The 20,207-nt window shown below is 61.4% G+C and carries 15 protein-coding genes; 12 read left to right on the top strand and 3 right to left on the bottom strand.

What is annotated here, in order from left to right:
* Positions 1-594 precede the first annotated feature (594 nt).
* From I6F16_RS18100 to I6F16_RS18060, 9 genes are all read left to right on the top strand, one after another.
* Complete coding sequence (locus I6F16_RS18100) at positions 595-2,271, top strand: ABC transporter ATP-binding protein (RefSeq protein ID WP_225114745.1); 1,677 nt, start codon at positions 595-597, stop codon at positions 2,269-2,271.
* Between the two features lie 11 nt (positions 2,272-2,282).
* Positions 2,283-3,950: a peptide ABC transporter substrate-binding protein gene (locus I6F16_RS18095; protein WP_225173904.1), complete on the top strand. Its 1,668-nt coding sequence runs from the start codon at positions 2,283-2,285 to the stop codon at positions 3,948-3,950.
* Between the two features lie 59 nt (positions 3,951-4,009).
* Positions 4,010-4,960: an ABC transporter permease gene (locus I6F16_RS18090; protein ID WP_036025127.1), complete on the top strand. Its 951-nt coding sequence runs from the start codon at positions 4,010-4,012 to the stop codon at positions 4,958-4,960.
* Positions 4,961-4,997: 37 nt separating this feature from the next.
* Complete coding sequence (locus I6F16_RS18085) at positions 4,998-5,876, top strand: ABC transporter permease (RefSeq protein ID WP_036025129.1); 879 nt, start codon at positions 4,998-5,000, stop codon at positions 5,874-5,876.
* Between the two features lie 54 nt (positions 5,877-5,930).
* The gene (locus I6F16_RS18080) at positions 5,931-7,238 is read left to right on the top strand and encodes an FAD-binding oxidoreductase (RefSeq protein WP_225114738.1); all 1,308 of its coding nucleotides are present in this window, start codon (positions 5,931-5,933) and stop codon (positions 7,236-7,238) included.
* Positions 7,239-7,415: 177 nt separating this feature from the next.
* Positions 7,416-8,282, top strand: a complete 867-nt coding sequence (locus tag I6F16_RS18075; RefSeq protein WP_225148550.1) for a GNAT family N-acetyltransferase — start codon at positions 7,416-7,418, stop codon at positions 8,280-8,282.
* Positions 8,283-8,308: 26 nt separating this feature from the next.
* Positions 8,309-9,478, top strand: a complete 1,170-nt coding sequence (locus tag I6F16_RS18070; RefSeq protein WP_225114744.1) for an alanine racemase — start codon at positions 8,309-8,311, stop codon at positions 9,476-9,478.
* A 22-nt stretch (positions 9,479-9,500) separates the two neighbouring features.
* Entirely contained in the window at positions 9,501-10,964 is a 1,464-nt protein-coding gene (locus I6F16_RS18065; protein ID WP_225114736.1) for an aldehyde dehydrogenase family protein, read from the top strand.
* Between the two features lie 183 nt (positions 10,965-11,147).
* Positions 11,148-12,470 (top strand): FAD-binding oxidoreductase, encoded by a 1,323-nt coding sequence (locus tag I6F16_RS18060; protein ID WP_036008157.1) that lies wholly within the window; start codon positions 11,148-11,150, stop codon positions 12,468-12,470.
* A gap of 166 nt (positions 12,471-12,636) precedes the next feature.
* On the opposite strand, the gene I6F16_RS18055 is transcribed toward I6F16_RS18060, so the two are convergent.
* The 3 genes from I6F16_RS18055 to I6F16_RS18045 all read right to left on the bottom strand — a co-directional run bounded on the left by I6F16_RS18055 (position 12,637) and on the right by I6F16_RS18045 (position 16,503).
* Positions 12,637-14,076 carry an FAD-binding oxidoreductase gene (locus I6F16_RS18055; RefSeq protein WP_225173903.1) on the bottom strand — a complete coding sequence of 480 codons (1,440 nt, stop codon included), beginning with the start codon at positions 14,074-14,076 and terminating at the stop codon, positions 12,637-12,639.
* 865 nt (positions 14,077-14,941) lie between these two features.
* A complete protein-coding gene (locus tag I6F16_RS18050; protein ID WP_109142896.1) occupies positions 14,942-15,178 on the bottom strand; it encodes a hypothetical protein in 237 nt (78 codons plus the stop codon).
* 983 nt (positions 15,179-16,161) lie between these two features.
* Positions 16,162-16,503, bottom strand: coding sequence for an H-NS family nucleoid-associated regulatory protein (locus I6F16_RS18045; RefSeq protein WP_074448231.1), 342 nt, complete (start codon positions 16,501-16,503; stop codon positions 16,162-16,164).
* 722 nt (positions 16,504-17,225) lie between these two features.
* Here I6F16_RS18045 and I6F16_RS18040 point away from each other — a divergent pair.
* From I6F16_RS18040 to I6F16_RS18030, 3 genes are all read left to right on the top strand, one after another.
* Positions 17,226-17,696 (top strand): hypothetical protein, encoded by a 471-nt coding sequence (locus I6F16_RS18040; protein ID WP_225114734.1) that lies wholly within the window; start codon positions 17,226-17,228, stop codon positions 17,694-17,696.
* 1,689 nt (positions 17,697-19,385) lie between these two features.
* A complete protein-coding gene (locus I6F16_RS18035; protein WP_036008144.1) occupies positions 19,386-19,595 on the top strand; it encodes a hypothetical protein in 210 nt (69 codons plus the stop codon).
* 104 nt (positions 19,596-19,699) lie between these two features.
* Entirely contained in the window at positions 19,700-20,206 is a 507-nt protein-coding gene (locus I6F16_RS18030) for a prepilin peptidase (RefSeq protein ID WP_225173902.1), read from the top strand.
* Position 20,207: the final 1 nt, after the last annotated feature.

Here is a 20,207-nt window from a genome sequence, read left to right as displayed (position 1 = left end):
TTCGCCGTGAGACCGAATATCCTGCGGTTTGCTGCCTTTGACACAGGCTATTATTGCGAAAATACTTTGCTTGCATCGCAGCTTGCAGGCGGCCAGCCAGACGCACGCGCTCGCGCAATCCATTGCGCTCCCTCCTGGCTGGGCGCCACGGCGGGTCTCGCGGCGCAGACTGAAATGCCAAATCGGACTTCGTTTTCAGAAGTTCCTGCTGCTTCGATGCCGGCTTTCGGCGACTCTGCGGTGATCGACATCGTCAAGATCGGCAGAACCAACCGATCGATGGTCGAAGTCCAAAGAGGCAACTTGCATGAGCCTTGTCCAGGAGCAGGCCTTCGCGGAAGCGATCAAGCCATGACGTGGATGCCAACTGAGCTTCGCTTCGATCGAGCTGGCCAATTAGGTCGGTGCTGCGCTCTAAGCAACAGCTCTTGCTTCTTGCGCGAAGAGGCCTGAATCATGTCGCAGCCTCCAACGAAGGAATGGCAAGTTGAGCGGCGAATTATCGACCTGTCCAAGGAGCGTGGAGGCGCAAGGAGCCGAAGGCGCCGGCCGCAGCAAGATGACGGCACCGGCTTGAAAAAGGAGGATGCTTTCATGGCCTCTGGCATCCAGGTGGCAAGCCCCGTCGATGTCGCGCTGTCGGTGCGCGAGCTGACCGTGAGTCTGCCGGAAGGAATGGAGCGAGCCTACGCCGTCGAGAATATCTCTTTCGATCTGAAACGCGGGCAGATTCTCTGTATCATCGGGGAATCCGGATCGGGCAAGTCGGTCACCGCGAATGCGATCATGGGGCTTCTACCGAAAGCGATCCGGGTCTCTTCGGGTGCGATCCACCTGGATGGGGAGAACATGGTGGGCCTCTCGCCCGACAAGCTCCGCAGCCTGCGCGGCCGCATCGTTTCAATGATCTTTCAAGACCCTCTCTCGGCGCTCAACCCGCTGATGACCGTGGGCGCGCAGATCGAAGAGGTGATGGCTGCGCACGACGTCGGAACGCCGGCCTCCCGTCGCAGCAGGGCGATTGATCTGTTGATTGAAGTGGGTCTGCCCGATCCGCAGCTTATGTATCATCAATATCCATTCCGGCTTTCGGGTGGACAGCGGCAGCGCGTGATGATCGCCATGGCTCTGGCTCTCGAGCCCGCGATCCTGATTGCAGACGAGCCGACCACCGCCCTGGACGTGACGACCCAGGCGCAGATCCTCAAATTGATCCGCGACATTCAGCGCCGCAAGGCGATGAGCGTCATGTTCATCACCCACGATTTCGGCGTCGTGGCTGAGATCGCCGATTACGTTGTGGTGATGGAGAAAGGCCATTGCGTGGAGCAGGGCAGTGCCGAGCAGGTGCTGAAGTCGCCAAGCCACCTCTATACGCGCCGACTGATCGCAGCCGTCCCGCACCTGACCGGCAAAAACCGTGTGCCCTTGGAAGCTGGTGACCCAGTTGCCATTCTCAAGGTTGAATGCCTCGCAAAAACCTATCGCAGCGGCAGCGCGTTTTTGCGCACGCAACGCATCGTGCCTGCGGTCAATGGGGTCAGTTTCGACCTCACGTCGGGCCGCACGCTCGGCGTCGTTGGGGAGAGCGGTTCGGGCAAGTCGTCGCTCGGTCGGCTGCTGATCAAGCTCATGGAGTGCGACAGCGGCTCGATTCTGTTCGAAGGGCGTGACATTGCCGGGCTTTCCGAGGCCGAGTTTCGATCGCTGCGGCCCAGGATCCAGATGATCTTCCAGGATCCCTTTGCCTCGCTGAATCCGCGATCGACGGTCGGGCATATTCTCACGGTCGGTCCCGTTGCGCATGGGGTGCCATACAGCGAGGCTGCCGAGCGGGCGCGGGACCTTCTGTCCCATGTCGGCCTCGATGCAGGAGCCTTCGACCGCTATCCGCACGAGTTCTCCGGCGGGCAGCGCCAGCGCATCGGTATCGCGCGGGCGCTGATGTTCAAGCCGAAGCTCCTGATTGCGGACGAAGCGGTCTCTGCGCTCGACGTATCGATCCAGGCCCAGATCTTGAGGCTGCTGGATCAGATTCAACGCGAGACGGGCGTCTCGATGATCTTCATCACCCATGATCTGCGCGTCGCAAGCCAGATCTGCGATGAAATTGCCGTCATGCATCGAGGACAGATCGTTGAACGGGGGCCGCCGTCCCAGATCTTCCTCAACCCGAAATCCAGCTACACGCGAGAACTGGTGGCAGCGATCCCCGGCGAGCAGCCCGGGAGCATGCCTCAAGATGAAAGCCACGTCGGACACAACAGCTAAGGAGAGACGTTATGACCGAGCGTTCTGCGACATCGAACTACTCGCGGCGCGATGCCCTGCGCATGGTGGCAATTGGCGGAGCCGCCGGCATCTTCGCGCCCAATCTCTTGGGCAAGCCGGCCCTCGCGCGCACCTCTCCGGCAAAGCCAACCGGCCGCGTGATCGTCGGACTTGGGCAGGAGCCGACCGTCTTCAATCCGCTGATGGCCCACATTGAAGTCGACGATGGTGTGCATTTCTCGGTCTTCGACGCACTCTTCCGCATCGATCCTCAAGGCGTCATTCAGCCCAACCTTGCATTGGAAGTGCCAAGCCAGAAGAACGGCGGCATTTCGGAAGACGGTCTCAAATGGCGCATTCGTTTGCGTGACGATGTCCGTTGGCACGACGGCAAGCCTTTCAGCGCCGAGGACGTGAAGTTCACGCTCGAGCTGATCACGAACCCCAACTTCCGGAGTTGGCGCACGTCCGGCCATTCTCTCGTGCGGGACATCACGGTGGTCTCACCCACGGAGATCTCGTGGCGAATGGAAGAGGCCTTTGCGCCGTATTTGTCGTTCCTGACCGAAACCTTCATCGTGCCCAAGCACATCCTGGAAAAAGAGGCCAATCCGAACAATGCCGCCTTCAACCAGGCGCCGGTCGGCACCGGCGCGTTCAAGTGGGGCAAGCGGGTCGCCGGTGACCATCTCGAACTCGTGGCCAACACCGAATACTTCGGTGAAGGCCCTCATATCGAGCGGCTGGTCTTCAAGTACATTCCCGATCTCACCGTCCTCTACACCCAGTTCAAGAGCGGCGACATCGATCTCGTCGGTCAGCCCTACATCACTCCCGATCATTATGGTGAAGCCAAGAAGCTGCCGAACCGCGTGGTGACGCTGGTCCCAAGGGCCTCGTTCGAGTCCTTCTACCTGAACCTCGAGCGCCCGCAGTTCAAGGAGCATGCGGTCCGCGAGGCGCTTTATGCGGGGATCGACAAGGAGGCGATCATCCAGGGACTCTACTACGGCGTGCCGACGCCGACGGAGACGTTCATGCCGCGGCAGTCCTTCTACTTCAATGCCGGCCTGCCGCTGCACCAGTTCAATCTGAATCGCGCGCGCAAGATTCTCGACGAGGCGGGCTGGGCTCCGGGAGCAGGCGGCATTCGGACCAAGAACGGTGTTCGCCTGTCGTTCACCAATTCGACCACCTCCGGAGATCCGCTCCGCGAGCAGGTGCAGCAATTCCTGCAGCAGACGTTTGCTCAGCTGGGCGTGGAGATGAAGATATCGAACCTGCCCGCCGCCGTGATGTGGGGCGAGTTCTGGATGCAATCGCAATTCGATTCCGTGATCGTCGGCAGCTCGTACCTGATCGGTGCCGATCCGGACGTCACCAATCGCCTTCACTCGCGTTCGATCGGAGCCAAGGGTGGTCGCGGCTCGAACAATGCGCAGTATGCGAATCCGGAGGTCGACGCTCTGCTCGACAAGGGCGCGCGGACCTTCGATCCTGAAGCCCGGCGCGCGATCTACTCTCGCGTCCAGGAACTTGTTCGTCGCGACCTGCCGTTCCTTCCGTTGTACCAGAGCAATGCGGTCGAAGGACTCAAGAAGGGCATCAACGGCTTCGTGCCGAACGGCAATACGCGCACGGAATCCTGGAATGCGCTGGCCTGGTACTGGGCGAGCTGATGTCCTGGCCGCCCTGCAAGGAGCGGCCGGTGGTCCTGTCACGCTAATGGAGGGCTCGCATGTCCGGCTTCCTGCTCAACCGTCTCTCGCAGAGCATCGTGCTGCTGGTGATCGTCTCGATCATCGGCTTCACGGTTCTCAACCTCATGCCTGGCGGCCCTCTCGCGCAATTCGGGCTCGATCCCGGCATGACCCAGAAGGACGTCGAGCGCCTCGCAGCCCAGCTTGGGCTGAACCGGCCCCTGTGGCTTCAGTATCTCGACTGGGCCTCGCGGCTGATCCGGGGCGACTGGGGACACTCCTTCCGCGATGGCTCGGCGGTGCTGTCGGTGATTGGCCGACATCTGTTGGCGACGCTGCTGCTGATGGGCACGTCCACCGTATTGGCCATCGCGGCCGGCACCTGGATCGGCATTCGCGGTGCTACCCACCGCTATTCCCTGTTCGACTATTGCGCGACGGTGGGTGCCATGGTGGCACTGTCGGTCCCGACCTTCTGGTTCGGCCTCATCGGCATCTACATCTTTACGCTGAAGCTCGGTTGGGTACCTGCAGGGAACATGTACACGATCGGCGACGGCTCGGTGCTGGATTATCTGCACCATCTGATCCTTCCGAGCCTGGTGCTGTCGCTGGTTCATGTCGCGATCTGGAGCCGCTACATGCGCACGGCGACGCTCGATGCGCTAAGTCAGGATTTCGTTAAGACCGCCCGCGCCAAGGGCGTGAGCGAACGACGCATCCTGCTCAAGCACGTCGTCGGCAATGCGCTGTTGCCGATGATCACCCTGGCCGGGATGCAATTGCCCAGCGTTCTGACCGGCGCACTCGTGACCGAGACTGTCTTCACCTGGCCGGGAATGGGGCGGCTGTTTCTCGACAGCCTCGGCTACAGTGACTATCCGATGGTGATGGGACTGTTGATATTCTCGGCCATCCTGGTCGTGTTGGGCAACCTGATCGCAGACATCGTCATCGCTACCGTCGACCCGCGCATTCGTCTGGGCTGAGCCCGCCGGCTCGCCCTGTTACCAGGAGGCAGCAGATATGACCACCATTGTCGTGCACGCAGCTCCTACTCGGTGGTGGCACAGCCGTGCGGTGGCGCGCTTCATGCGCCATCATCTGGCGCTTGTCGGCATCGCGATGATCACCCTGCTTGTGCTGGCGTGCGCTATCGGCCCCTATGCCTTGCCCTACGACTCCCTCCAGATCGATCTGCGTGCCCGCTTTGCGCCGCCTCTCAGCGGGCACCACTATTTCGGCACCGATCCCCTCGGACGTGACTTGGCTGCACGGCTATTGGAGGCCGGGCGTGTGTCGCTGCTGGTGGGATTCTCCGCGATGCTGCTGTCGACGCTGATCGGCACCCTGGTCGGTGTGACGGCGGGTTATCGCGGCGGTTGGGTCGGGGCAGCGCTGATGCGCGTGGTGGACGGCTTCCTTTCCTATCCCTCGATCTTCCTCGTCTTGGCGCTGGCCGCCATGCTGCGGCCGAGCCCGGTGATGATCACCGTGATCATTGCCGTCACGAGCTGGATGGAGACCGCCAGAATCGTCGAGGCCGAGGTCCGCTCGCTGCGCGAGCGCGAGTTTGTCCAGGCTGCGCGCATGGTGGGACTGAGCCGCAGGCACATCATGTTCCGCGAGGTCCTGCCCAATGCCATGGGTCCAATCATCGTCGCCGCAAGCCTCGCCGTCGCCCGTGCGATCCTTCTGGAAGCCTATATCAGCTTTCTCGGCTACGGCATCCAGCCGCCGCTGCCGAGCTGGGGCAACATGCTCAATGGCGCCCAGCAATATCTGGCGAGCGCTCCATGGCTCGCGATCATTCCCGGCGCCGCGATTACGATTGCGGTGACGAGCTTCAACTTCATCGGCGATGGCTTGCGAGATGCCCTCGACGTTCGAAACGATCACATCTGATCAGCCGAGCCAAGCCTCGGCTGGACACCACAAGACATAAGAGACACGAATGCCATGCATGCGCCCAGAGTAGACGAGAAGGCGACGCCATACTGGTGGGAAGCCGCCCCGCTCAAGCCGCTGCCTCGGCAACCACTGCCCAAGAGGCTCGACGTGCTGATCGTTGGTGCGGGCTATGCGGGACTTTCGGCTGGTCTGACGCTCGCGCGCGAGGGGCGTTCGGTTGCAGCCTTTGACGCAATGGATCCGGGCGAGGGAGCTTCCACGCGCAACGGCGGAATTACCAGTGGGTCCATTCGGCCGGACTACGCAACGCTCACGAAGCGTTTCGGCGAAGAGAAGGCGCTGGCGATCGAGGCGGAAGGCAAGGCCGCACGCGAGTTCCTGTACGATTTCATCAAGACGGAAGGCCTTGCCTGCGACTTCCAGCCGGTGGGGCAGTTTAAGGGCGCCTTCGGCTATGAGCAATACGAAGCCATGGCTCGTACTGCAGAAAGGCTCGCGAAGAGACTCGGGATAGAAGCTTATGCGGTTCCTTACGCCGAGCAGCGCAAGTACATCGGCACGGATGTCTATCGCGGCGGTACGGTTCGGATGGATATCGGCGGACTGCACCCAGCCAAATTCCACGCCGAATTGCTGCGGGTTGCGCTCACTTCCGGATTGGCAGTGCACGCCCGGACGCCTGTAACTTCAATCGAAAGAGATGGCGCATTCCGCGTCGTCACTGCGGCCGGTCCAGTGCAGGCGCGTCAGGTGCTGGTTTGTACCAACGGCTACACCGATGGTGCCGTGCCCTTCCTGCGCCGCAGGCTGGTCCCGGTGCGCAGCCGGATCATTGCAACGGAGGAGCTCGCGCCCGACGTCATGGCGCGGCTGATGCCGAAAGGGATGATGATCACCGAGAATCGGGAGGTCGGCTTCTATTACCGGCCTTCGCCCGACGGCAGACGCATTCTGCTCGGTGGCCGCGACAGCTCTCGCGTCGGCGATCCAATCGCTCCGAAGCTGCTTCTGCGCAAGGGCTTGGTCAATCTGTTTCCGGAACTGGAGAGCGTTCGCCTCTCGCACAGCTGGTTCGGCAACGTCGCCATGAACCGCGACATGATTCCTCGCATCTTCGAGCAGGACGGCATCGTCTATGCCACCGGCTTCTGCGGTTCAGGCGTGGTCTGGGCGCCATGGGTCGGCATGCATGCGGCGCACAAGCTGATGGGACATGACGCGCAGGCGTGCACTGCCTTTGACTTCCGCCCTCCCGCCTTCATCCCGTTCTATCGCGGCAATCCCTGGTTCATGCCCGCGTTCATTCAGGGCTATCGCATGCGGGACCGCATCGCTCTGTGGCGCGCCAGCCGCTGACAGCAGATCGGTCGTTCAATCGCATCATCATTGAAATGCTGTGCCGAACTTGGCTCCAGTCCGATACGTAATGCTGTGAGCCGCAAGATAGGCTGCGGACCATGCGAGGATCACCCGGATAGCCCTCGTCTTGGCACTGGCGATCTGGCCGGCAAACCGAAAGAGACTTGCCCCATCATGACGACCGCAGCGGCCGAAGATCGCGTCCATGAAGATGTGGTCCTGCTTCCATTCGCCAGATCGCATCGGGAGGGCGCGCTAAGACTCTCGCAAGAGATGTCCTGGCCCTACCGGATCGAGGATTGGGATGTCGCGCTGCAGTTGGGCCGTGGCTTCGTCCTAGAGCGCGCCGGAGCGGTGATCGGAACGGCGGCGTGGTGGCCATATGGCGACACGCATGCTTCCGCCGGGATGATCATCGTCGCGAAGGCTGTTCAGGGCCGCGGCTACGGGGCGCGACTCATGGACGCGTTGCTGACGTCCGCGCGCCCACGAACGGTCGCGCTGAATTCGACAGCCGAAGGCATCGCCCTTTACCGACGCCGGGGCTTCGTGCCGATCGGGGTCATCCACCAGCATCAGGGAATTCCAAGCGAAACCGGCAGGTCGCCGCGCTCGGACCTCGTCAGGGCAATGGCTGCATCGGATTTCGATGCAGTCGTGCGGCTCGATCGCGAGGCCACCGGTTGGGAAAGGCAACGGATGCTGGATCGGCTCGTCCAAAACGCCGATGGCTATGTCCTGCACCGTGACGGCATAGCCCGCGGTTACGCCATCTCCCGGCTTTTCGGTCGCGGGCATGTCATTGGCCCTGTTGCGGCCGAAAGCCCGACCGATGCACGTGCGCTGATCGAGGCAGCGCTCGCACGCCTTGGTGGGCGCTTCGTCCGCATCGATACGTCTGCGGCATCGCAACTCGGGCCGTGGCTCGAAAGCATTGGCCTGCAGCATGTCAGCGACGCCACCACCATGACCCTGGGGATGCCGGCGCAATCGACCGGTCCGGCGCGCAGCTTCGCAATTGCCAACCAGTCGTTCGGCTAGGAGACATCGAAGTGCTAGGCCAGGCGATGCGCGGGACAGATATCCAGAGTGGCAAGGTCGCCGCGACGCTGGCCGCATTGGCAACTCCCGCCCTCCTGCTCGACAGGGACCGGCTGGATCGCAATCTTGCCCGTCTATCCTCGCGCATGGCCGCGCGCGGTGTGGTGCTGCGGCCCCACATGAAAACCGGAAAATCCATTGACGTCGCCCGGCGCGTCTATCGGTCCGTGCCCGGGCCAATTACTGTCTCCACCCTGGCGGAGGCGGAGTATTTCGCACAGCACGGTTTCCGGGACATGACCTATGCGGTAGGTCTGGCGCCGCACACCTCCGACAGAGCGATGCGCTTGCAGAAAGCAGGCATCGACATCAAGGTGCTGTTGGACTCGCCTGAGCAGGCTGCCATGCTTGGCGCGGCCGGGCGCGCAGCCGGTGTGACACCGTCCGCCCTTGTCGAGATCGACTGCGACGGTCATCGCGGTGGGCTGACCGCGACCGATCCGAAACTCGTGGTCGTTGCGGCCGCCATGGCCGAGGCCGGCGTCAAGATCGCCGGCGTTCTCACCCATGCCGGCGAATCCTACGGCCTCAGTACGCCTGCGGCCCTTGTCGCGGCTGCGGAGAGCGAGCGCGCCGTGGCCGTCGCCGCCGCGATGACATTGCGCGCGGCCGGCCATGAATGTCGTGTCGTCAGTGTCGGTTCGACGCCGACCGCGCATTTCGCCGACGACCTGACCGGCGTCACGGAAATGCGGGCCGGCGTCTACATGTTCTTCGATCTGGTCATGCACGGCGTCGGTGTCTGTACGACCGACGACATCGCAATCTCGGTGCTCGCCACTGTGATCGGGAAGAAGCCCGAGAAGGGCTGGATTTTGGTCGATGCGGGCTGGATGGCCCTGTCGCGCGACCGCGGCACCGCGGCACAGCCGGCCGACCAGGGATACGGTCTGGTCTGCGACGTGGCGGGCAAAGTCTTTCCCGACCTGATTGTTTCCCAAGCGAGCCAGGAGCACGGGATCCTCGCCGTCAGACCCGGGTCGGCGCACGCTTTGCCCGATCTTCCGATCGGCGCGAAGGTCCGCATCCTGCCCAATCACGCCTGTGCGACGGCGTCGCAACACGAATTGTACAACGTCGTTTCCGCGGACAGCGAGGCGATCGAAGCGCGATGGCCCCGGATGCGCGGCTGGTAGGCCGTCGAAAGGATCGCTTCCAATGACCTCGCCCCTTCGACACCTGACGGAAGCCGGCTTGCTCGGAAAATTCTACATCGACGGAGAATGGCGGAAGCCGATCGGATCAGTCGCGGCCGCAGCATCCGTCGTCAATCCGGCGACGGAGCAGTCGATCGCCGAGGTTACGCTTGGCGACGACGATGATGTGGACTGCGCCATAGCAGCTGCCAGACGAGCCTTCGCCGGCTGGTCCACGACACCGCCTGCTGAAAGAGCGGCGCTGCTTGATCGGGTTCATGGTTTGCTTCTCCAGCGGCTGGAGTTGTTCGCGCAGGTCCTCACGTTCGAGATGGGAGCTGCCATCACCTATGCGCGCCGAGCCCAGGTGCCGCTGGCCGCCGAGCACATCCGTGTCGCACGCGACAACCTTGCGAACTATCCGTTCGTCACCCCACGCGGCAGCACCGCGATCATGCGAGAGGCGATTGGGGTCTGCGGTCTCATTACCCCCTGGAACTGGCCTCTCTACCAGATCACAGCCAAGGTCGGCCCGGCGCTCGCGGCTGGTTGCACGGTGGTGTTGAAGCCGAGCGAATTGTCGCCGCTGAGTGCTTTGCTTTTCGCTGAGGTGATGGACGATGCCGCTTGTCCGCCCGGCGTCTTCAACCTCGTCAATGGAACAGGCCCGATCGTCGGCGCTCGTCTCGCGTCGCATCCGCAGGTGGACATGATCTCGATCACCGGCTCGACCCGGGCTGGCGTTCTCGTCGCGCAAGCGGCTGCACCCACCGTCAAGCGCGTTGCCCAGGAGCTCGGCGGCAAGTCACCGAATATCATCTTGCCTGATGCCGATTTTGGCCGTGCCGTTCCGCTGGGCGTCGCGGCCGCCTTCCGCAACCTCGGCCAATCCTGCAGCGCGCCGACGCGCATGCTGGTGCCTCGCTCACACATGAAAGAGGTCGAGGCCTTGGCGGCAGAGGCCGCTTCAGAGCTGGTGGTCGGCGATCCCCTTGCGGAAAGCACGACCCATGGCCCGGTTGCGAACCGGCCGCAGTTCGAGCGCGTGCAGACCATGATCGGTGTCGGCCTGGAAGAAGGCGCCAAGCTCGTCATCGGCGGGCGAGGTCGGCCCGGCGATCTTCGGACTGGCTTCTATGCGCGGCCGACCATCTTCTCGAACGTCCGTCCCGACATGAGGATCGCGCAGGAGGAAATCTTCGGTCCGGTGCTGTCGATCATTCCCTACGACACCGTGGACGAGGCGATCGCGATCGCCAATGACACCGTCTACGGGCTCGGCGCCCACGTGCAGGGCACCGATATGGAGACAGTGCGAACCGTCGCGGGGCGGATCCAGTCGGGTCAAGTCCATCTCAACTATCCTGACTGGGACCCCAATGCTCCCTTTGGCGGCTACAAGCGCTCCGGCAACGGTCGCGAATACGGCATCGAGGGCATGGAGGAGTATCTTGAGACCAAGGCCGTTCTCGGATTTTACCGATGAATGCTTCTGCGCTGAACTGGGACTCGGTCCCGCTAGAGCAGCTCGTATCACTCAAGTGGTTAAAAACCCGAACATCTTGCGAAGTCCTTGATGATTTCAGCACATTCTATCGACCGCACGATGCGATGAAGGGCTGATCGGAACTTTGCTTCCGCATTCTTGGCAGCCGAGGTTCGTTGGAACATGTCGCCCCACGTCGAGCGCATTCACAGCGATGAGCGTCTTCCGGCCGAGGCCGACGTCGTCATCGTCGGCGGCGGCATCCTCGGCTCTACGGCCGCCTATTACCTGGCGAAGCGCGGCCTCTCCGTGGCGCTGCTCGAGAAGGGCCACGTCGCCTGTGAACAATCGAGCCGAAACTGGGGTTGGTGCCGCCAGCAGAACCGCGACCGGCGCGAACTGCCGCTCTCGGTGCTCTCCATGCGGCTGTGGGACGAACTCACGCGCGATGTCAATCGGGACCTTGGATTTCGTCGCTGCGGTCTCGTCTATGCGACCCATGACGAGGCTGTGCTCGCGGGTTGGGAAAAGTGGCGCGAGGTCGCCAGGGAGTACGACGTCGACACCCGCGTGCTGAGTCGGGCGGAGGTGGCCGAGCGCGTCCCCGAAGCGCGCGACAAATGGGTCGGCGGCACCTATTCGGAGCGGGATGGCAAGGCCGAACCTGCGCTCGCCGCGCCGGCTATCGCCGAAGCGGCCAGAACTCTGGGCGCCACGATCCACCAGGGATGCGCTGCGCGGAAGCTCGACCTGGCCAATGGCAAGATCGCGGGCGTGCACACGGAGAAGGGCTACATCAGAACCAGCGCGGTGCTGTGCGCCGCCGGCGCCTGGTCCTCGCGCTTCCTTCGGCCGCTCGGGATCAGTTTCCCCCAGGCGAGCATCCGGCAGACCGCGCTGCGTTCTACCCCGACAATCAACATCGGCGAGGCGGTCTCCACACCGTACTGCACGATCACGCGCCGACTGGATGGCAGCTATACGCTTGCGATCAGCGGCAAGGCGAACCTCGAAATCACGCCCCAGGCGATCCGATACAGCCGGGAGTTCATGCCGCAGTTCTTGCGTCGCCTGAAGAACGTCAGGCTCGGCGTCGGCCAATCGTTCGTTTCGGGGCCGGATTCAATGGCGGCGCTGCTGACCAACGACGATCGGATATTCGAGCAGAATCGCGTGCTGGATCCTCCGCCCTTGAAATGGCTGGTGAGCCAAGTGGTGGCGAGTGTCCGGAAAACCTTCCCCCAACTCGGCGAAATACAGATCGATAGCGCCTGGGGCGGCTTCGTCGATTGCACGCCGGACGCGGTGCCCGTGGTGTCGCAGGTGGACGGGGTGAAGGGCCTCGTCCTCGCGGCCGGCTGCTCGGGTCACGGCTTCGGTTTGGGCCCGGGGCTCGGCTATCTGGCCGCAGAGCTGGTCGTCAACGACACGCCTTGCGTCGATCCCGCACCGTTCCGGCTGTCGCGTCTGACCGACGGCTCGAGGCTGGACATAGCCGCCATCTGAAGATCGAGCCGGAAATCAGGCCCTGCAGTCCCCAAGGAGCGTTTCCTCCCCAACTTGAGCCACTCCTTCGGAGTGGCTCTTTCTTTATGCACGAGAGGATTTGGCTGATCGGGGTGCATCGGCCGAAGCCCCGCCGTTCGGAAGCATCGGCACGCCGGCTGATGGTTCAACTGGCAGACTTCCCTCCCATTGGGCAAACGATCGCGCCGGCGTTCATGATGTCCGCCGGATCAAAGGCGGTCTTGATCCGGCGCATGGCCGCGATACGCCCAGGATCGCTGTACCGGGCTAGAAGGTGCTTCTTGAAGCGACCGACGCCATGCTCCGCGCTGAACGTGCCGCCGAGCGCGGCGGCCGTGTCGTAGAGTTGCAACGAAAGGCTGCTTTCGATCCGCTTGGTGAATTCCAGCCGGTCGACATCGCGAGGAACGAGCACGTTGTAGTGCAGATTGCCGTCGCCGACATGGCCGTAGACGGACAGTTCAAGGTCGGCGTCATACGATCGTACCTGCGAGCCGGCCAGGTCCAGAAAGCGCTGAATGGAGGAAAGCGGTACCGAGATGTCGTGCTTCACCGATCCGTTCCGGCGCTTCTCGCCTTCGGGGATGGTCTCCCGGAGCCGCCACATCGCGGTTCGCTGCGATCCGCTCTGCGCCAGCAATGCGTCATCGACGCAGCCGGTCTCGATCGCCTCGGCCAGAACGGCTTCCATCAGTTCGTCGAGATCGAGATGGCGTGAGGAAGAGGCGAACTCGACGAGAACGGCGCCTCCGGGGCCCGCGCCGAGGGAGGGCGGGTCAGTTATTGCTTCGGTCGCGAGCGTAATCGATCGGGATGTCATGAATTCGAACGTGGTCAGAAGATCCGCCGATTCGCGGCGGATCAGCGTGAGAAGCTCGGCGATTGGAGCGTCCTTCGCGAGCTTCAGCCAGGCAGTCGCGCGGCGGGTCGGCAAGGGCGCGAGACGCAACACTGCGCCCGTGACGATGCCGAGAGTCCCCTCGCTTCCGACGAAGCACTGCTTGACGTCGTAGCCGGTATTGTTCTTCCGCAACTTGCGCATGTCGGAGACCACCGTGCCGTCCGCCAGCACCGCCTCGATTCCGAGCAGCAGATCGCGCGTCATCCCGTACCTCACGACCGACAGCCCGCCGGCGTTCGTGCCGATATTGCCGCCGATCCGGCAACTGGCTTCCGCGCCGAGGCTGAGCGGCAACAGAAGGCCCGCAGCCGCCGCGGCGTCCTGGACGTTCTTCAGGATGGCGCCGGCATCCACAGAGATGCTCATGGAGACGGGATCGATTTCGCGGATCCTGTCCATCCGCTCGAGGCTCACGATAACCTGGCGTCCGGACGCGTCCGGCGTAGCGCCGCCGCAATAGCTGGTGTTGCCGCCTTGCGGAACGATTCCGATCCCGTAGTGCGCCGCCAGCCGTACGATATCGGCGACTTGCTGTGTCGTCGCCGGCTTCAGCACGGCAAACGTCGAACCCGTGAAAAGCTGACGTTGATCCATTGTGTAGGTGGCGATCCGCTCCGGGTCCTCAACGACGCCCCCGCTGTCGAGGAGGTCACGAAAAGGTCGGACGTGTACTGACTGGGACATGTCTCAGCTCCCGATTGGCGCTGAACCATCTTTGCGCGCTTGTACGGGATTGCCTGCCGTTCGGTGCTGCTTTCGAAGAAGCCAATGCTGAAATGCCGCGGTTGTCGGCAGTGCCAGGAAGGTGCTGCTTTTTTAGGTAGCCGAACCTTCCTATTGACTGCTGCCCGCAAGCGAGGGTGACCGCGGTGTCCCCTCCCAAATACTCTCGCGCCCCTTGCCCGGGACTGTTCCTCCTGAGAGATCTGGTCTCATTTGGAAGCGACTGCCAACCTATTTAAATTGCTAGAGGGGATTCCGCGACCATCTCTTGTCGCGTGTCCCCAAACCGTCAGGTGCCCTCCGCGGTTGGATATTTCGCTGTAAGTCATTGATCTCTAATGGTGGGATTTTGGCCCAGTTGGAAAAATTCTCTTGAAGAATCAACGGCCATAGCATGTCTCTTAATCAGCGGGTCCCAGGTTCGAGCCCTGGTGCGCCCACCACCTTTAAGCCCGCAAGGGCTTCTTTAAATTCTTCGATAGAGCAAAGCGCGTCTGGTGCGACGTTTTTGTTGGAGTGGACACGGCCGGTTTGCTATTCGGTGTTTCCCTAGTTTCTATATCTTCACCCATTCGATACAGCGCGCAGATCCGATGGGACAAGTCGGTCACGTGCTTGTCGTAGAATAGGAAATCGGAGCGGGCAAAACGGACGGTGTGTTCTGTCCGGCGCAGCAAGATACCGCTTGCTGCAGAACCAGAATGTTCCGGATCTGGGCCCGCGAAGCGCAATGGGCAGTTCGATGCGGCGGCCAGCGATCGCTGGCGGGGTCATGCGCAAAGATCCGTTATGCACGCACGATCTAGCCGGCTTAACCTCTTTCGCGTCAGCCGCGCTTTCGCTGAGAGGGTAACGTAAATTCCACGACCTCGTGCTTGTCGCACGGATCAGGTGGCTGATTTTTCTTCACGATCAGCTCGAGCTCGAGAGCCTCGAAGGCGAGCTCATCCGCCAAGCGCTTGAACAGCTCGCGCTTCTCTATGTCCGTCGCCCGCTGACTCATCAGCGTAAATTCTCTGGCGTCAGCGCGGACCTTTTCCAAACGTCCTCGGAGGTCCTTCATGTGTGCCGGCGTAGCTTTTAATATTATCCTCGGCCCGAACAATCAGTTTGCTTGTTCGGATTCACCGGGAGTCAACTGCCGAAACTCGATACTGGTTCGATGCGGACCGCCAAATTCGTCGCTCATCGTGCTGCGATATTTGGCCATGCTCCATGACCCGGCCCCTGTTCAGGGACTGCGGGCTGAGGTCGGCCGTCCTGGCTGATGAGCTATCTCTGTCCGGCTCTCGCCCGATGATGCACAGAACGGGCATACCTGAAGGGGCATGAATGTTCGAAAGCGCACAGACGCGAGTGTTGCGCCCGACTAGGCTGCGAGCGATCCTGGGCGTTCGCGAAGCGCTCAGGGCCTGATGGCATCGGCGGATGCCAAATGTGCCGGCTGCAGCGAAACGGTTCCGTCCGCGAACGCAGTGTTGCCGGCTGCGTGCCGGGCATGAGGCAGGAGTAAGCTCGGCAGATTAGATCAACGATGGTCGTTCTCGTGCGTAGTGTCCTTCTCATAGTGGGAATATGGCTGCTGGTGAACGTTCTGTTCGTTGTAGCTGTCCTGCCCTCGCGCAGACCGGCACCTACTCGGCACGCAGCAATTCCATCTCCGGCGACGATCAACACGACGGCCGGTCGCTCGGATGGTCGCGAACCACCACTCCTGCAGCGCGGGATGACTCCAGTTGCAATCAGAGTTCTTTTCGTCGTCCTCCTCCTTCCAGCCCTTCGAGCGTGGAATGCGGTTAGGCGGCACTTCAGAGAGCATCACGACTAGAGTCGGGCCATCGTGCGCTTGAGTTCTCGTCGATGTCTTCACTGCGCCGCGGGCCCCCCGAGCGATTCAGCGAGACCGTCAGCCGGATCGCAAGTGCGGTCGCTACGGCCAATGGCTCCAACCATAGTCATGACCCGCGTTAAAACGATAATGTGAAAATCTCAGATCGGGAAACAGCCGGCGCCAGCATTCCCAACCCAAAATGCCGCAATCGGCGCTCAATTTGTCTGGCGCTTTTGAGCTGAAGCCTGATCGATCAGGAAATCGTCCAAGTCTCGGCCGCTTCGAAGCTGCGGCCGCAGCCATCGCGGCTGCCTGCCACGACCCGACCATGTCTCCGCTGGGTTCTTCGGATTGCGATATTTGGGACGGACGGGCGGATATGGACGACGGCGCTTGTAATTGAGCCGTGTGACCTCGCTGGCCAGTCTAATGCTGCGCAGCCTTTCCTCCAAACGTGCTTTTTGCACCAACATTTTCTGAGTGAGTTTGGCGGCGACCTCTTGGTGAAGGGTCCAGAGCTCGTCAACGGAGAGCGAATTAAAATGCGCGGTGTTCATGGCTCCAATCCGAATCTTGGGCAGAAGGCCCGGGCACACAAGTCGGGAATCAGGGAGCAGGCAAGCCGCCAGTTAAATATTGATCGCACAATCCACATTTAAATCCGCTAGGTGGCAGGGAGAAAGGCGCGACGATGGCAATATCGCGATGGAGTATTTAATTCGTAGCGGGGGTGTCCACCTATCGCGACATCCACGAACTCATCCCCCGGCAAGTTTTGCTTTGGTGTTCGGGAACGGGCGCAACTATCGCAATCGACCGGGCGGCTACGCCGCGGATCGAGGCCCGGCGCAACTCAGATGACCGATGAATCCATCGGCCTATCCTTGTTGCAGGCATCCCTGGAGTGCTGGACCGGCATATAAATTAGGTGGCCAAGAATACCATTAATTCATCGCGTTGCCCGATTTAAGCCGCATGGGGGCCGTTGTCGCCGCTAAGGCTCAAGCGGGGGCGCACCCGGGAGTTTCCGATGTCCGGACATTTGCGATTGTACTTCGCCAGTTTGCTCCTTGTCGGAGGTTTTTCGGCGACGCCTGCGTCTTCCAATCCTCTAACCGACTTCTTCAATACTGCTACGTCCCAACCCACGGTAACCACCCCTCCGCCGCAAGCCGAATGCGCGCCGCGTCCCGGTACCTCGACCAGTGGCGGACAGCATTGGGTCTACCGAACGGACGGTCGTCGCAGATGCTGGTTCCTGGCCGAGGGCATCGCGACGGTGAAGAAACCCATTCGGGCTCCCGCGGCCAAAGACCGTAGCGCCAGTTTCGACGAGAACCGGACCACGCAGACCACGCGGAGCGTGATCGTTGATGCGCGCGCGGAGTTGCTGCGCTCTGCACCGCCCGAGCAATCCCAGACGCCTGTAACGGAAATGCAGGTAGCAGATGCCACTTCCGATCTCGGCACGGGTGCTACCCTGATGTCGGCGGCTCCCGTCGGAGATATTCCCCGCAACCAGCTCAAGCACGAACACTCCGTGCCGGATCAAGTCAACGTTGGGCAGTTTCTCGCCGCCGCGCCTGCCGACCCACCTCAAGATATGCCGCTGGGCCCGCGCACTGCAGAGGGGCACGACGAAGCGCGCAGCTGGACGGGCTGGCTCGGTGGGCTGCTGATGACGCTTGGTGGCCTCTCGCTCTTAAGCTCGAGCCACACGCTTCGGCACGCAGTGAGACTACGCCACTGAGGTGGCGACATACGAGGTACTGCCGCCGCGCGACCGACGGATTGAACGAGCACGTATCGCCGAACTGCCACACGTACAATGGTTCCGTTGCATCGCACTTAGTTTGGCGCTGCCTTAACCGGACATTCGGGTACGATGATCGTCACCTTTTTGGATCGGACGGCATCATGCGGTATAAGGTTTTCGTGGTGGACGGCAGCCGGCAAGTGATCTGCACTGCAAAGCTCGACTGTATTGACGAGCAGGCGGCGAGACGCCGAGCCGAGCAAATGCATGACGAGCACGACGTTGAGCTTTGGGAAGGCGATCGGCTCGTTGCGGTGTTCCGAAGTGCAACGTCGAGTGAAAGTCGGAGCTAACGCCCGACCCTGAATGGGCGGCCGGTCTCGCCGCCGAGTTCGTTCAAGTGTTGTGAGGCACCCCGGCCTGGCTGGTTGGCGACGCGTCGTAGCGACGTCATCGCCGAGGCTCGCTAGGCGCAGATGAAAGCCGCCCAGTCCTCTTTCAAGGTAGAGGTGGACGCGAGGAACGCGGGCAATCCGTGCATCGACCGCGCGAGTGAGCCGGGTTATCCTCGGATCCGGCGGGTCTCTAAACGGCTCTAGCTATGCCGCTCGCTTTGGTACGCCGCCTTCTGCCGATTGGTTTTGTTTCTAGATGTCGGAGCTTACTTCGAAGTTTCTCCACCTCTCTGAGCTCCTCCAGAAGCGCCTGGTGCCGTTCGCTCAGAACAGCACTAGAAGAAATTTGACGCGTACTCGACATCACATGCCTCAGAAAAGGACTTAACTAGGAAGTCGACGAAAACGGAAGACAAAGAACGCCCGACTGAAGCTCAATGAGCTAAGGCCGCGGCGGCCAGATGTTCCCAGTACTCTGCCTCTGCAAGCAATTTCCAGCTTCGCGCAGGTTGGAGTACAGCAGTCTGACGGCAAAGCAAGGCCATTGCGCGAAAGCGGCGGGCAGCTTCCATTCCAACCTCCCAGGTTTTCTTTTCCCCAACATATTTTTTAATTTTGTGATGGAGTCATCATGATTATATACAATAATAAAATAATCGGTTGTTTTGCTTTTCCCGCACCCAGGGCAGATGCGCCGGCTACCGAGCCCGTAACAATGATGACGGGTCCTGGCTGCGCGCTACGCTCTAGAGCGTACCACCATCCCGCGATGGTCCGCCTCGCAAGGTGGGGTCCAGGAGCCCCTATGATTGCGGCACACCGGTGCAACTGACGGGAATCATGCGGCTGCAAGGCAGCGATCAGTGCGATCGGAATTTTTTAAGGGATCACCTCAGCCGTCGTGCACAGATGTGCTGTTCGCGCCGCCGCACGTCGGCGAAACTTGCTCCATGCGCGCCGGCCTGGGCGCAGCATCGATGAATCTTATTAAACGCTGCTCATCCGTAATAATCCGGTGATTCTTTACCGGCTCTCAGCCGGCGCTCTTGTCGGGATTCAATTGTTGGGTCGGCTATCGTATTTGTATTGCGACGGTTTTGTCGATTGTTGGGTCGTCGCGACGGGTTATTTTGCGGTAGCTTAATATGAAATATGTATTATATATTAAATGTTGACGATAATAGACATTTAATGAATAGTTTGTCGCTGGCGGGGCCGGAGATAAATCCGCAGCCGCTGAAGTTGCCAAGGTGTCTGAAAAATCCATCTTGAAAGAAGGGATTCCTCTATGTTGCATCATTTCATCGAGACCAAGGAAGCGTTGAAGCGTCTGCGGACGGACCAGGACGGCGTGGTGTCATTCGAGTACATCATCGTCGCGGTTTGCATCATCGGCGCAGTGTCAGCTGTGTTCGGCGTTGGGGCCGGCGGTGCGATCGGAACCGCGCTGACAGGCGGGATCACCGCGATCACCACCGCTTTTACTGCGGCAGTCTGATACGGCCGTCCGGCCAGAGGGGGGCATCGGAATGTGTCCCCCTCCGAATGTTATTTCTCTCCATTCTTATTGTTGCTGTGCCTTCCCACCACCCTGAGGCATGCATGAGCTGGGTTTCTTCCATCGTCTCGATACTGGCAATCTCGTTGTTGCTGTATGTCGCAACGCTCGACGTCGCGACCCGCACGATCCGAAATGACGTCTGTCTCTTGCTGGCGCTGCTCGGGATCGCCCGTCAGCTTGCCAGCCCAATGCAACTTGCCGAATCCCTCATCGCCGCGACGCTCCTGTTCCTGCTGCTGCTCGCGCTCTACCAGCGTGGCGGGATTGGCGGAGGCGACGTCAAGTTACTGGTAGCTTTGGCCATTGGCCTGCCGCCGACGGGCTTGATTGAGTTGCTGGCGGTAACCGCGCTGGCCGGGGGCGTTCTTGCCCTGGTGCATCTGGTGATGCGCGTCCTGCCATATCCGAAATTGGCGCCGGTCGGTTCGTCGCTCGCACGGCGCGTCTACGCGATCGAGCGCTGGCGCCACGTGCGACACGCGCCCCTGCCTTACGGGGTGGCCATAGCGTGCGGTGGCATCTGGACCATCTCGAGCAGAGGATTTTGAC

The organism is Bradyrhizobium sp. IC4060, assembly GCF_020193715.1.
GTDB classification, from domain to species: domain Bacteria; phylum Pseudomonadota; class Alphaproteobacteria; order Rhizobiales; family Xanthobacteraceae; genus Bradyrhizobium; species Bradyrhizobium yuanmingense.
Note: the sequence above shows the minus strand (reverse complement) of the source record. Positions and strands in the feature narration are given on the sequence as shown.

Coding starts and splice junctions, on each gene's coding strand:
- I6F16_RS18070 (WP_225114744.1), top strand. CDS start 8,309: ATGCGCGGGACAGATATCCAGAGTGGCAAGGTCGCCGCGACGCTGGCC.
- I6F16_RS18095 (WP_225173904.1), top strand. CDS start 2,283: ATGACCGAGCGTTCTGCGACATCGAACTACTCGCGGCGCGATGCCCTG.
- I6F16_RS18030 (WP_225173902.1), top strand. CDS start 19,700: ATGAGCTGGGTTTCTTCCATCGTCTCGATACTGGCAATCTCGTTGTTG.
- I6F16_RS18100 (WP_225114745.1), top strand. CDS start 595: ATGGCCTCTGGCATCCAGGTGGCAAGCCCCGTCGATGTCGCGCTGTCG.
- I6F16_RS18035 (WP_036008144.1), top strand. CDS start 19,386: ATGTTGCATCATTTCATCGAGACCAAGGAAGCGTTGAAGCGTCTGCGG.
- I6F16_RS18090 (WP_036025127.1), top strand. CDS start 4,010: ATGTCCGGCTTCCTGCTCAACCGTCTCTCGCAGAGCATCGTGCTGCTG.
- I6F16_RS18050 (WP_109142896.1), bottom strand. CDS start 15,178: ATGAAGGACCTCCGAGGACGTTTGGAAAAGGTCCGCGCTGACGCCAGA.
- I6F16_RS18060 (WP_036008157.1), top strand. CDS start 11,148: ATGTCGCCCCACGTCGAGCGCATTCACAGCGATGAGCGTCTTCCGGCC.
- I6F16_RS18055 (WP_225173903.1), bottom strand. CDS start 14,076: ATGTCCCAGTCAGTACACGTCCGACCTTTTCGTGACCTCCTCGACAGC.
- I6F16_RS18085 (WP_036025129.1), top strand. CDS start 4,998: ATGACCACCATTGTCGTGCACGCAGCTCCTACTCGGTGGTGGCACAGC.
- I6F16_RS18075 (WP_225148550.1), top strand. CDS start 7,416: ATGACGACCGCAGCGGCCGAAGATCGCGTCCATGAAGATGTGGTCCTG.
- I6F16_RS18045 (WP_074448231.1), bottom strand. CDS start 16,503: ATGAACACCGCGCATTTTAATTCGCTCTCCGTTGACGAGCTCTGGACC.
- I6F16_RS18065 (WP_225114736.1), top strand. CDS start 9,501: ATGACCTCGCCCCTTCGACACCTGACGGAAGCCGGCTTGCTCGGAAAA.
- I6F16_RS18080 (WP_225114738.1), top strand. CDS start 5,931: ATGCATGCGCCCAGAGTAGACGAGAAGGCGACGCCATACTGGTGGGAA.